Source organism: Arthrobacter sp. GmRoot5-12, assembly GCF_059739365.1.
In genome coordinates, this window is the sequence record NZ_AP046056.1 from 4,427,061 (window position 1) to 4,440,690 (window position 13,630).

The window sequence follows — 13,630 nt, forward strand, 5'->3', positions numbered from 1 at the left end:
GGCCTCCTGAACGTAGTATATCCTTTCGACGGTTACCGGAAGAAGTCAAAGGAGACACATGGCGTACGAGACTGCAACCAGCCCGGAAGGTGTCGTGTACAGAGACCTTAACCGCAACGGACTGATGGATCCGTTCGAAGACCCCCGCTTGTCGCCGGAGGAGCGGGTCGCTGATCTGTTGCCCCGACTGTCAGCGGAGGAGAAAGCCGGGTTGCTATTCCACACGGTGCTCCCTGCCGGAATGCCCGGTGATGTCGACGCGCCCGGTCCCTTTGGGCCGGAAACTCCCCGAGAAGTCATCTCAGGGAGAATGATCAACCACTTCAACATCCATACTCTGGCCGCGCCACGCGAAGCGGCGCGATGGCACAATCAGCTACAGGAACTGGCCGCCACCACACCACACAGCATCCCCATCACATTCTCAAGCGACCCTCGACACGGATTCGCTGACAATGCCTTGATGGCCCTCGCCCCCGGATCAATGTCGCAATGGCCAGAACCACTCGGTATGGCAGCCATCGGTGACTCACAGCTCATTCAGGAATTTGCTGATGTTGTCCGCCGTGAGTACCTGGCCATCGGAATCAGGGCTGCCCTCCATCCTCAGGTTGACCTAGCCACCGAACCAAGATGGGCCCGTCAAGCCCAAACCTTTGGGCAGGACGCTGGTGCCGTTTGCGACATGGTGACCGCTTACCTTCGTGGACTTCAAGGTCAGCGATTGGGCACTGGCAGCGTTGCCTGCACCACCAAGCACTTTCCCGGAGGTGGCCCCCAGAAGGACGGCGAGGACCCGCACTTCCCCTATGGCAGAGAACAGGTCTATCCGGGAGGACGGTTCCAGGAACACCTTGCCCCATTCCGGGCAGCCATCGACGCCGGAACAAGCGGCATTATGCCCTACTACAGCCTCCCGTCCGGGCTGGAACTGGACGACCAACCCGTCGAGGAAGTCGCCTTCGGCTTCAACCACCGAATCATCACCGGCCTGCTCCGTGAGGAACTTGGATATGACGGAGTGGTCCTCACCGACTGGGGACTCGTCAGCGACCTGGACGTCTTCGGGCTCCCGTTCCCGGCGAAAGCGTGGGGCGTGGAGCATCTGTCCCCTGCGGAACGGCTCGAAGCAGTGTTCCATGCCGGCGCCGATCAACTGGGAGGTGAAATGCGAACCGATCTTCTACTCAAGCTTTTGAGGCAGGGTGCCATCACCGAGGAGCGGCTTGACGCATCTGTCCGGCGTGTACTCTTGGTCAAATTCCAACTCGGGCTGTTCGATAACCCGTTCGTGGACGAGGACGAAGCCGAGCGCGTCGTTGGGACCAACAAATTCCAGGAGAAGGGCCACCGTGCGCAGGTGGAAGCTCTCACCGTCCTTAAAAACGAGGAAATTCTCCCCCTCAAAGAAGGCCTGCACCTCTATGTTGAAGGAGTCGACCTCACTGTCGCCGCCCGATATGGCACTGTCGTAACCGATCCAGTCGACGCCGACATTGCAGTAATTCGCCTAAGGGCCCCCTTTGAACCCCGAAATACCTACTTCCTCGAAGAAGCGACACACCAGGGATCGCTGGATTTCCCCGCTGCGACCGTTGAACACGTCACGTCCCTGGCCACCAGAGTCCCAGTGATATTGGACGTCTACCTGGATCGGCCTGCGATACTGACGCCGTTCAACGACACTGTCGCCGCGCTCGTTGCCAACTTCGGGGCATCCGACGCCGCATTGCTCGACGGCCTCACCGGAAGGATCGCGCATCGCGGACGCCTGCCCTTTGAACTTCCGCGATCGATGGACGCAGTCCAAGCCAGCAGGCCGGACGTCCCCTCAGACACCAACGACCCGCTGTACGCATACGGTGCTGGAATAGGGAGCCAAGGTGTTACTGCTGCGAAGACCGCCAACGGAGTGGGGCCGAGGTGACGGGCTCTTAACGCCGGTGTCGACATGCGGCACAGCGCCAGGCAAAGGTGCCCGACGAATCAAAACAAGTTAGGAATGACGTGACAAAACCAACTGCATCCCAGCCGCTTGGCGTGGCCGCCATCGGCTATGCCTTTATGGGGAAGGCCCACTCTAATGCGTGGCGGAACGTGGCCAGCTTCTTTGATGTCCCTGCTTTCGAGCAGAAGGTCCTCGTTGGCCGTGATGCCGCCCAAGTCGCCGACGCAGCCAGAAAGTATGGCTGGGCCGAGTCCGCCACCGATTGGCGCGCGGTTATCGCCAGAGACGATATCCACATCGTGGACATCTGCGCCCCTGGCTGGATGCACGCTGAGATCGCCATCGCGGCCCTCCAAGCAGGCAAACACGTCCTTGTCGAGAAGCCCTTGGCCAACACTCTTGAGGAAGCCAAAACCATGGCCTGGGCCGCAGCGGCGGCACGGACCAAGGGCGTTCAGTCGATGGTGGGGTTCAACTACCGGCGCGTCCCCGCACTGGCCCTCGCCAAAGAACTAATCGAGGAAGGCCGACTCGGCACCATTCGGCACATCCGCGCCGCATACCTGCAGGACTGGCTCTCCAATCCTGCGTCCCCTATGAGCTGGCGTCTCCGCAAGGAGACCGCCGGCTCGGGGGCGCTGGGTGACATCGCCTCCCACGCCATCGACCAGATCCAGTTCCTCACCGGTGAAACAATCCTGGAGGCCTCGGGGGTGTTGAAGACGTTCGTCGCTCACCGACCTGGGCCGGACGGTCTGGAGGATGTCACTGTGGATGACGCCGCGTGGGCGACTTTCTGGCTCACTGGAGACGTGGGCGCATCCGTCGAAGCGTCGCGTGTGGCGACCGGTCAAAAGAACAGCCTGAAGATTGAGGTTTACGGCACCGATGGATCGTTGACCTTTGACCTGGAAAACCTGAACGAGCTGCAGTTCCTGGACGCCACAGCCCCGGCACGCGAACAGGGGTTCCGGCGCATCCTGATCAACGAGCCTGAGCACCCCTACATGAAGGCCTGGTGGCCGCAGGGTCACATCATCGGCTGGGAGCACACCTTCACGCACCAAATCCGAGACTTCCTCACCGCAGTTAGTACCGGCGAGGCAGCGTCACCCTCGTTCGAAGAAGGGCTGCAAGTGCAGCGTGTTCTGCGCGCCGTAGAAGAATCGGCCAACAACAAAAATGTCCTGACGATCGTCGACCGTGCGGCGTTCACCACCGAAGGAGTCTGACGTGCCCCGTCCCTATAGCCTGTTCACCGGCCAGTGGGCCGACCTCCCCTTCGAGGAAGTCGCGCGCCTGGCTTCCGGCTGGGGCTATGACGGCCTGGAAATCGCCGTGTCCGGGGACCACCTGGACGCCTGGCGCTGGGACGAGCCCGGCTACGTCGAGTCCAAGCTCGCCGTCCTGGAGAAGTACAACCTCAAGGTCTGGGCCATCTCCAACCACCTCAAGGGCCAGGCCGTGTGCGATGACCCAATCGACTTCCGCCACCAAGGCATCGTTGGCGCGAAGGTCTGGGGCGACGGCGAACCAGAAGGCGTCCGCCAGCGCGCCGCCGAGGAAATGAAGCACACCGCCCGGCTCGCCAAGGCACTCGGTGCGGACACCGTCGTCGGGTTTACCGGCTCGTCGATCTGGCAGTACGTGGCCATGTTCCCGCCAGTCCCGGAAAAGGTCATCGAGGCCGGCTACCAAGACTTCGCCGACCGCTGGAATCCCATCCTGGACGTCTTCGACGAATGCGGCGTCCGCTTCGCCCACGAAGTCCACCCTTCCGAAATCGCCTACGACTACTGGACCACCGTCCGCACCCTCGAAGCGATCGGCCACCGCGAGGCGTTCGGCCTGAACTGGGACCCCTCGCACTTCATGTGGCAGGGCATCGACCCCGTCTCGTTCATCTGGGACTTCATGGACCGGATCTACCACGTGGACTGCAAGGACACCAAGCTCCGCCAGACGGGCCGGAACACCGTGTTGGGGTCCCACCTGCCCTGGGGCGATCCGCGCCGCGGCTGGGACTTCGTCTCCGCCGGACGCGGCGACGTTCCCTGGGAATCGTCCTTCCGGGCGCTGGCCGCGATCGGCTACAACGGCCCCATCTCGGTCGAATGGGAGGACGCCGGAATGGACCGCCTCCACGGCGCCCCCGAAGCCCTCGCCGCGCTGAAGAAGTTCGACTTCCCGCCCTCGAGCACCTCCTTCGACGCAGCCTTCAAGCAGTAGGCACTAGTGAGGGCAGGCCGATGTGGCTGAGGGGAGCGGTCGGTGATCCTGGCGATGTCCTCGACCGTGATGTTGATAAACGCCGAGCGTTTCTTCAGATGCTGGAGCAGTTCCGTCAGCGGACATTAGCTGGTCCATATATGTCGGGAAGGTTCGTCCGCTGGCCCTAGTGTAGTCCGCCACGAGCTTGGGGTCGGTGGTTCTTCGGCCGTAGGTAAGCTCGATGTCGATGTCACCCAGCGGGTCGATCTGAGAGTCGAGGTAGCTCCGGAAAACCCGGAGCGCGTGGATGAAGTTGGGTTTGATCGGGTCCGCGTTGTACGCCTATGCCCTGTCGAGTAATTCTGACATCAGCCTTTCGGCGGTTTTTCTGCTAATCGGCTTCCCGAGCTTGCCATCGCCAGGGCGTTGCCCTGGATCGTAGTGTCCCACCATATGTTCCCGGCATTGTCGACCTGGACCTTCTCCAAGTAGCCGGCTGCTTCCATCTGGGCGAACACGGCGCCGAGTTTCAAATGTGGTGGCTTCGAGCAGGTCCGTCACGGCCTCCGCAACCGCTTCCCGGCCCCTGAACCTTCGAACGATGGAACGGGCCAATTCGGCCGGCAGTCCGGCGATGACGTCCGTTTTCGTGACCCTCATGACAAAAGGGTAAGGGTGTCTCAGAGATTGCGCTCAGGATCCTATCTGCCGCCCACTCCCACAGGTTGACGGAATATCCGCTATCGGCTGGGTTCAAGGGCTGACAGATTCCCGGCAGTGACAGACTGAGGGTGTCACCCGACGTTTGAGCCTCATCCGCATAATCATCGGATCTGCAACCTTTTTCGACGCCTACACCGTCCTGGCCATCGCCTTCGCGATGCCCCAACTCGTAACCGAATGGCACCTGAGCGCAGGCGAGATCGGAATGATCCTCTCCGCCGGCTACGTCGGACAAATCTTCGGGGCGCTCTTCTTCGGACACCTGGCCGAGAGGATCGGCCGGCTGCCCGTCCTGCTCATCACCATCCTGCTATTCGTATCCATGGACATCGGGTGCCTTTTCGCTTGGGGAGCCTGGTCAATGATCGTCCTCCGCTTCCTCCAAGGCATCGGCACTGGCGGCGAAGTACCGGTCGCCAGCGCCTACATCAACGAATTCATCGGGGCCAAAAAACGCGGACGGTTCTTCCTCCTCTATGAAGTGATCTTCCCCGTCGGGCTCATGTTCGCAGGCATCGCCGGCTACTTCCTGGTCCCGGTCTACGGCTGGAAGGCCATGTTCATCGTCGGGCGCATCCCCGCGGTACTCACCATCCCGATGCGGGCGCTGATGCCCGAGTCACCCCGCTGGCTCGCCTCGACCGGCCGCGTCAAGAAGGCCGACGCAGTCGTCAGCATGCTCGAAAAAGAGGCGGCCAAAGCCGGCCACACGTTGTCCGAACCCGTCGTGCGCCCGGTGGACGCCAAGGCCACCGCCCGCTCCGACTGGCGGGAACTGTTCAGAGGCATCTACCGCAAACGCACGTTCATGATCTGGTTCCTGTGGATCTGCGTATACATGGTCAACAACGGCCTCATCACCTGGCTGCCGACCCTCTACAAGCAGGCCTTCAACCTTCCCCTGCAGACCAGCCTCGCCTATGGTTGGGTAACCTCCGCCGTCGGCGTTCTCGCGTCCATCCTCTGCGCCCTGCTCATCGACAAGGTCGGCCGGAAACGCTGGTACTCCATAGCCTTCCTTACCGCCACCATTCCGCTGGTGATCCTCACCGCCCTCGGTGCCGTGTCCGCCACACAAGTGGTCGTGTTCGCCAGCGTCGCCTACGCCATCCTGCAAACCATCTCGTTCTCCCTCTACCTGTACTCTGCAGAGCTCTACCCCACGCGGCTCCGTGCCATCGGCACCGGGTTCGGCAGTGCTTGGCTCCGCGCAGGCTCCGCGATCGGCCCCATCCTGGTCGGCTACATCGTCGAAAACTACGGCGTCAGCGTAGTCTTCACCGTCTTCGCAGCAGTCGCCCTCATCGGCGGCCTCGTCACCATATTCTTCGCCATCGAAACCAAAGGCCGCGTCCTGGAGGAACTCTCACCCTAACCGGCAAGACCCGACAAAAATCAGGACAAAAAGCAGCGGCATGGACTTCCTGAAGTCCATGCCGCTGCTTTATGCCACACCTACCAAGTACCCCCGCTAGCTATCGCCGACCGGTTGTGGCGTGCTGGCCGGGAACTGGTGAATGTCACAGCCTCTCCCCTGCTCCATCCGGACAGCCACGATGACCCCATCTCGGGACCGTCCATGCAGTCCATGGCGTCAACACGGTGTCTAGTGCAAAATGGCCAGCTGACGCCGCATTGTTCCACCGCATCGACGGATACAAAACCCTGCTGGACCGCTCCTGCCACTCACTAGATGCCAGGCGCCGGAGTAGAAGGACCGCCGCTGCCTATTGACGTACGCCCCAGCCTGACACGTGCCATTAGCATCACGGGACCTCATGATCGTGATGCACCCTCGCACTGGCCCGGCCCTTCTTAATGACCTGACTGACTGCTGTGAGCAACAATCGTTGCGTTTGTTACGTATCCGACGTCAACCCTCGACGTTACTCCTTCTGCCCTCACCTGCGGTGACGTCCTTGCCTCCTGATCCTTTGATCGGGTGGTTGGAACCTGACCAGGCAAGCCGTCTCTAAGAATCCGTACCTCTTCGTCAGACCCGACGCACCTCATGCGAAGGGTCCGCTGGCAGGCCCAGATACCTGGCCTGACAGCGGACCGAGCTAGCCGACGAGTGATTTTTCGAATCGGGTTGTGACACTTTCCGAGGTTGGGACCTGCCTACGTGATGTCGTCGAAGCTAAGTTCACGGTTTCGCTGAAATGCCCGCACAATAAGGCCCAACACCGCTGCGAGAGGAACAAGGATCCACAGCCATTCGGCGAATCCCTCACCGCCAGCGAGGAAGGAGAAGTTGAGGATCGTAAGGACGATTGCAACCGCGAAGGCGACGAAAGCGATGATGGGCGCGACGGTCGCAGTCCAGATGTTCTCCTCGTCTTGCGACTTCTTGAAATACACCACTACGGCCAAGGAACTGCCGCACATAAGCAGCAGGACTCCTAGTGATCCGACGGCAATCAGCCAGGTATAGAGCTGATGGAACGGATCTGCACCGGCCACGATGAAAGCGCCGATCACCGCGAGCAGGGTAATTGCCGTAACAATGCTCCCAATATGGGGAGACTGATGCTTCTTGTGGCTTCGGCCAACAGCTGCGGGAAGAATGCCAGCACGTCCCAGAGCAAAGACATAACGGCTGATGACGTTGGCAAAGCCAAGGAGGATTGCAAAAAAGCTCGTTACAACAAGGACGTTCAGAATTTTCACCCAGACGGGGCCGACATATGCTCCCGCAATGTCGAGGATGAAGCCTGTCGGGTTCTCAGTGGCTACGTCCATGATCTTGTCTGTTCCCACCGCATTGCTGACAGTGAGGGTGCTGAAGACATAGAAGACGCCCAAAACCAGGACCGTGATGTAGGTTGCGCGAGGAATGGTCTTCTTTGGTGTGCGCACTTCTTCACTGAAGACGGGTGTTGATTCCACGCCGACGAAGGATCCCAGGGCAAAAAGTGCTGCCAGTCCAAAACCTGGGCCAAACATCAGCTGGGGTGAGAACCCCTCCAGAGTGAATCCGCCAGGACCGCCGCCCCGAATCAAGATTGCAAAGTCGAGTACTAGGATGGCGGCCACAGCGAGCACTAGCAGAACGCCCATGAGCCGGGCACTGAACTCGACACGGTTGTAGGACAATGGGGTCAGGACGGCCAGTGTCACAAGAGCCCAGAATCCCCAGGGAAGATCGATGCCAAAGAGTTCCATGGCGGCTTGCTGAAGGAAGACTGCGTGGATTCCGTAGAGACTGCTCAACACGGCGACGTACGTCAGCAGCGTGACGTAGGACGCCGCCACTCCCGCTCTGATGCCCAGGCCCTTAACGATGAAGGCGATTAACCCGCTGGCGGTTTTAGAGCGGCGGCTCATAGCCACGTATCCCACGGCAAATATGAGGAACACGACCGTAGCGAGAAGATAGATGCCCGGTGTTCCTGCACCACTCAGCATGAAGACCAGTGGTGTTGCACCTAGGAAGGCGGCCATTGGCCCAATCATGGCTACGACCGTGAACACCAGTCCCCCTGTGCCCATGGCGCCCGATCGAAGTTTGGACTGATCAATCTCTTGCACAGCGTTGTCCGGAATTACATTTGACATTTATTTCTCCTGTGGAGATGAATTCGATTGAAGTGTCTGCTCGGATCCCTTGTCAGGGAAGGTCAACAGGGGACGTGCGGCGTCATGTTTGGCAGCAACACACCGGGTGATCGACGCCCTTGGATTTGGGCGCGCCGCTCAACGCAGCTCTGATGACGTGATTGGGTCCGCCGGAAGGTTTCGATCCGCAGCTTCGTGGGCATGTGCCGGTCGGGACCCTGGCGTCAAAGGTCTAAAAGCATTTTCACTGTTAGTAGTATGCGCGCTGAGCTGAGGAGTCGTGCCGGATTCATCCTGCGCTGCGCACTCGGAGTGCTGGCGGCCAGCTGAGCAATAGAGCGTAAGAGACAATGTCTCAACAAGTGAGTCACTCGGCCGATTTGGAAAAGGAACTCGACGCCAAGACCGTGGTTACGGAATTCTGGCTTTTGGTTACTTCGGATGTTGTGACTATCAACGGGGGCGTCTTCCGCCAGGCAGCCTGTACATTGCTTTTGGCGCAGGCCACCTGACGGTCGGAGCAAGCACGTCAGAGTTGGAGGCTGGGTTTCAACCTGCGTTTTCAGCTGAGTGCTGCGGCATCTCGTCCGGCGCGGATGCCTGTGGCTAGGGCCCCATCAATGAGGGCATAAGATCCGCTGGCGATGTCTGCTCCGGCCAGGAGTACACGTCCGTCGCGGGCGTCGACTGCATCCAGTTGCTCTCGAAGCTGCCCAGGACCGGGAACGGCCCATGTGCCGCGGTACAGTGCGTCCTTGGTCCAGTTGTGGGTGGCAACCTCCAGCACTTCGATGTCGGGCAGCCAGGATCGCAGGACCTGCTGGACTTCGGCGGCCGACGAACCGTCAACGGCACTTGCATCGGAGCCGAAGGCTACCGCAATGTGGTCACCGCCGATCGGCCGGTCGTACTGCAGGAGCACAAAAGGATGGCCCTCGGGGGCGAACGCCATGTAGGGAATCCTATCGCCTCTAATCCTGCAGACTACTTTTTGTCCCCCTGAGATTTGCCCCGATGCGCCCAGCTTCTCCGCGTGCTGATGAGCTGGATCGAAGGTAATGCGGGACAACACGTTCACCGGCACGGCACAAACCACGGCAGCGGCGGATATTGTCGAGCCGTCGGACAAGGTCAAGGTCACTTGCGAGCTACTTTCGGAGACATGGGTAACTGCCTTGCCCATGACGAAGTCGGCCTTTGTATCCGAAATAATTCCATCTGACAGGAGGCTCATTCCGCCGACGATCTTATAGCGGGAGATTACGTCCAGCATCACGCGCCAGTCCCAGCCTGCCAGTGCCAGCCACCGCAGCGGCAGGGTAAGACCTGCCTTGTCCAGTGGAGCCTGGCAAGCTGCAGCCCAGAAGGACGATGTGATGTCCCGTTCGAGCCTGGACATATCCACTCCGTCGAGGAATTCACCCAGGGTCAGCTTGTCGTACTCGAGGGCGGCATCCGAGAACCGGGGTTCGTGGGGACGCTCGTACAGAGTTCTTGCAAGGTCCGCCAGCGCGGACATGCCCTTTTCCATCAGCCCAAAGACGGTATTCTCGGTTCCTTCCTGCAATTGTCCGTTGTCCAGGTACAGGAGTTGTTCAGGTGGGGCGAATTCCTCGAGGTTCAGCTGGTAGCGCTTGATTTCGGACCATACATTGGGCTGAAGCCAGTGAACGTCTGTACCGCCGAGCTCGATGCGTGTTCCGAGACGGTTTTCAGTCCAGGTTCGTCCGCCGAGGCGTTCGGAGGCTTCGATCAGGACAACGGATTTCCCCAGGTTGCTGGCTTCGCGTGCGGCGGCCAGACCTGCGAAGCCGCCTCCTATGACGGCTACGTCGTAGTTCTTGCTCATGCCTCGACCTTCTGGATCTCAACCGAGAATTTGCGGAAAGGGGCGTGGAAAGTCCAGGTGGACTCGCTACCTTGGGGGAAAAATGCAGAGTCGCCAGTACGTAACACCACCTCTTCGCTGTCTCCCGAAGAGATGTGCACTTCACCTTCGATGACCCAGATATACTCATCGGTCTCAAAGAGATACGGCACTGGTACCCCGTCCGGGTATTGGCCCTCGAGCACGCGGAAGACACCGGTGCGGACGTCATCGCGGCCGGGAACTTCCGAGAGTTCCCCTGTTACTTCACCTTCGACCATGAAGGGTTTGTATCCTGCGGACAGTTGGTCGGCATAGATCAGATGGCGTTGGGTTGTCATGGTGTGTCTTTCTTAAGGATGTCAGGCTTTTTTAGTGATCCACTGCAGCGCTTGTGGGAGCACTTACTGGTAGGGGTAGTTCCGCCGTCCGTGGTTGACGGAGATCCACTTGAGGCTGGTCAATTCCTCAATGCTCGAATGGCCGTTGAGCCGGCCAACGCCGGACTGCTTTTCCCCGCCGAAGGGAACGATCGGCTCGTCTGCAATAGTGGCGTCGTTGACGTGGATCATGCCGCTCTGAATCTCTTTGGCGATCCTCACTCCTCGAGCGATATCACGGGTGTGAACGGCGCCGCTGAGACCGAAGTCTGTGTCGTTGGCGATATCAATGGCTTCCTCGTCGTCGTCGAACTCAAGCACGATGATGACGGGCCCGAACAGTTCGTCGTGTGCGATCGGGGAATTCCGGTCGACGTTCTCAAGAACCACGGGCGGGAAGATATTGCCGTCAGGTTCTCCGCGCAGTACGGCCGTGGCTCCCGCTGCGACCGCGGCGGTGACCTTGTCGTCCAGTGCTGCGACCTGCCGTGCGTTGATGAGTGGTCCGATGATGGTGCCGGGCAAGGACGGGTCACCCGTAGGAAGGGCCGCAACTTTTTCGATGAACCTCTTCTTAAACTCTGGGGCGATGCTGGAGTGCACGAGCAGGCGGTTGGCTGACATGCAGATCTGTCCCTGATGTGTGAATCGGCTAAAGACTGCCGCGTCCACAGCGTATTCCAGGTCGGCATCTTCGCAGACAATGAAGGCGCTGTTGCCGCCAAGTTCGAGGATTGATTTTTTGAAATGGCGGGCGGCGACCTCACCAACGTGCCGGCCCACACCGGTGGAACCGGTGAATGCGATGACCCGGGGAACCGAATGTTCCAGGAAGTAGTCGCCGATGACCGGGATTTCTGTCACTGTCACGTTCAGCAGCCCGGCAGGCAGGCCGGCCTCTTCGAAAATCGAGGCCAGGAGGGTGCCGCCTGTGATCGGTGTTTCCTCGTGAGGCTTGATAACCACACCGTTGCCCGTGGCCAGAGCCGGCGCCACGGACTTCATCGAGAGGAAGAACGGGAAGTTGAAAGGGCTGATGACGCCAACCACGCCGACCGGGACACGGTAAACGAAGTTTTCCGTGTCTTCGACGGGTGACGGGTAGATGCGACCTTCAATGCGCAGCGGCAAAGTCGCCGCCTCTTTGAGGGAGTCGATCACAAGGCCAATTTCGAAACCCGCTTTGAGAGCCGTTCCTCCTACTTCCGCCGTGATGAGCTTTGTGATTTGTTCTCGGCGTTCTTCAACAATCCTTGCTGCCGCTTCGAAGACACTTCTCTTCGCATACGCATTGACCTTGTTCCAAGCCGTCTGTGCCGCAGCAGCAGCAGCGTAGGCTTCATCGATGTCGTCGGTGGTTGCGACAGGGAACTCACCTAGGGTCTTGCCCGTATACGGGTTCAGGTCGACCAGTACTTTCTCTCCTGAACCGGCACGCCAAGCGCCCCCAATGTACTGCTGTGCAAGCTGCGCAGTGTCCATGTGTTTCTCTACCTTTCGGGCTCACTTCCAAGCCATACCGAAGTTGTTTGCCAACAATGACATGCGTCACATAGAGTGCGCGTCGGTATTTCCACGGAGGTGCTTACGGATCTTTCTGGGAAAAGCCACAACGCTGCGAGCACGTGGCTGAAGGATGGCCTCCAGTTGTTGGTGCCCGTTGCCTTTGGGACTGCTGCGGCTGCACCCGTTCGAAACCGCTTCTGAGCGGAGCGGCCCGGTGTATCAGTGTTGGGCTAGTGCTTAGGACCCAAGACAGCGCAGCCAACGGCGGAAGAAATTTCTCATGGGCCCGACGCTTTGAGCACCCCCACCAGCGGCGTCCACGCCCGTCTCCAATGGTTCGTGCGCAAGGGGCCGGCAGGCAGGAGGCTTCCTGATGGGCAGTGAAGCGCATCCACGCCGATGACCACAATCAACGCGATGAAGCCCTCTTGGGCCAGGGCATGGGGAGGCGGATATTCGCCGTTAGCCTGGGTAATTCATCGCACTCTGTCGTTACGAAGTAATGCGGGAGCTGGCCGGCCCTGGTGAGGCTAGAGCCGCATCAGTATTTCCTCCGTCGAAAGCAGGCGGAACGTCTGCACACGCGTTGACTCGGCAGGGCCTCTCTTATTCCTGATAGATTCCCTGGTGCTTACGGAAGTTTCATGCATGCGTTTCTTGAGGGTTTCAAGCCACTGTTGCAGGTCATTTTCGGTGCTCGGGCCAATCTGCATCGTTTCCACAAGTTCCCTCCCCGACATCGGTGCGTATCGGGCGAAGGTCTCCTCTGGACGCAGTGCCCACGTGGACATGCGCTCCAGCTCGATGGCCGAGGACTGGATTTTCCAATCGTAGGAGGCCGCAATTCCATTGCTGTCATAGGCCCAGGCAGTGGCCAGGTTTTCAAAAATGAGTGACTCCTCAGACCAGCCGGTTAGGGCCGCATGAAGAAAATCAGTGTTGTGAGGGGGAATATCGGGTACGGCCAGGCGTGTTATTGCGCGATCGTTGATTGAAGCAAGAAGGGCTGCCGGATCCTTTTCAACCAAGATCTCGTGGCGGGGCGGCCACACGTCGAAGCTACTGTGGTCTCCGTGCATTTGGCCTACATGGAAAACGTATATTTGAGGGTACTGTGCTGATTTTTCTCGTCTCTCTGGCCGTGCTTCGTAATGCAGCAGAGAGCCGAGCTGCATCAGGAGGCTCGCTCCAAGAGAACCCCATGGTTCACGGACGACGATTCCAAGCCGGTCCCGCATTGACCAGTCGGGGAGAATGTCCTCCGTACGGACACGGTCGCCGTGCACGGAAATAGTGAACATGTCTTTGCGGATATCGGTAGCAACGTGCATCTTTCACTCCACTCCAAATCACCTGGCTGTCCTCATCCGCGGCGTGAGCGCAGCGGACCGGTGTAAAACAGTGGCACGCGAAGGCGAATCGCGCGTCCGTAAAAAC

9 protein-coding genes are annotated in these 13,630 nt (G+C 59.6%); 4 read left to right on the top strand and 5 right to left on the bottom strand.

The window, feature by feature from the left end:
- Positions 1-58: 58 nt before the first annotated feature.
- From AC6JAM_RS20435 to AC6JAM_RS20450, 4 genes are all read left to right on the top strand, one after another.
- Positions 59-1,927 (top strand): glycoside hydrolase family 3 protein, encoded by a 1,869-nt coding sequence (locus tag AC6JAM_RS20435; protein WP_497935777.1) that lies wholly within the window; start codon positions 59-61, stop codon positions 1,925-1,927.
- A gap of 80 nt (positions 1,928-2,007) precedes the next feature.
- Positions 2,008-3,180, top strand: coding sequence for a Gfo/Idh/MocA family protein (locus AC6JAM_RS20440; protein WP_497935779.1), 1,173 nt, complete (start codon positions 2,008-2,010; stop codon positions 3,178-3,180).
- Position 3,181: 1 nt separating this feature from the next.
- Positions 3,182-4,177, top strand: a complete 996-nt coding sequence (locus AC6JAM_RS20445; protein WP_497935781.1) for a sugar phosphate isomerase/epimerase family protein — start codon at positions 3,182-3,184, stop codon at positions 4,175-4,177.
- 787 nt (positions 4,178-4,964) lie between these two features.
- The gene (locus AC6JAM_RS20450; protein WP_497935782.1) at positions 4,965-6,257 is read left to right on the top strand and encodes an MFS transporter; all 1,293 of its coding nucleotides are present in this window, start codon (positions 4,965-4,967) and stop codon (positions 6,255-6,257) included.
- 746 nt (positions 6,258-7,003) lie between these two features.
- On the opposite strand, the gene AC6JAM_RS20455 is transcribed toward AC6JAM_RS20450, so the two are convergent.
- The 5 genes from AC6JAM_RS20455 to AC6JAM_RS20475 all read right to left on the bottom strand — a co-directional run bounded on the left by AC6JAM_RS20455 (position 7,004) and on the right by AC6JAM_RS20475 (position 13,524).
- Positions 7,004-8,440, bottom strand: coding sequence for an APC family permease (locus AC6JAM_RS20455; RefSeq protein WP_497935783.1), 1,437 nt, complete (start codon positions 8,438-8,440; stop codon positions 7,004-7,006).
- A 562-nt stretch (positions 8,441-9,002) separates the two neighbouring features.
- A complete protein-coding gene (locus AC6JAM_RS20460; protein ID WP_497935784.1) occupies positions 9,003-10,289 on the bottom strand; it encodes a flavin monoamine oxidase family protein in 1,287 nt (428 codons plus the stop codon).
- Positions 10,286-10,648 carry a cupin domain-containing protein gene (locus tag AC6JAM_RS20465; protein ID WP_497935785.1) on the bottom strand — a complete coding sequence of 121 codons (363 nt, stop codon included), beginning with the start codon at positions 10,646-10,648 and terminating at the stop codon, positions 10,286-10,288. Before AC6JAM_RS20465 ends, AC6JAM_RS20460 begins: the two co-directional genes overlap by 4 nt.
- 63 nt (positions 10,649-10,711) lie before the next feature.
- Positions 10,712-12,169, bottom strand: coding sequence for an aldehyde dehydrogenase family protein (locus AC6JAM_RS20470; protein ID WP_497935786.1), 1,458 nt, complete (start codon positions 12,167-12,169; stop codon positions 10,712-10,714).
- 554 nt (positions 12,170-12,723) lie between these two features.
- Positions 12,724-13,524: a hypothetical protein gene (locus AC6JAM_RS20475; RefSeq protein ID WP_497935788.1), complete on the bottom strand. Its 801-nt coding sequence runs from the start codon at positions 13,522-13,524 to the stop codon at positions 12,724-12,726.
- Between the last annotated feature and the right edge of the window lie 106 nt (positions 13,525-13,630).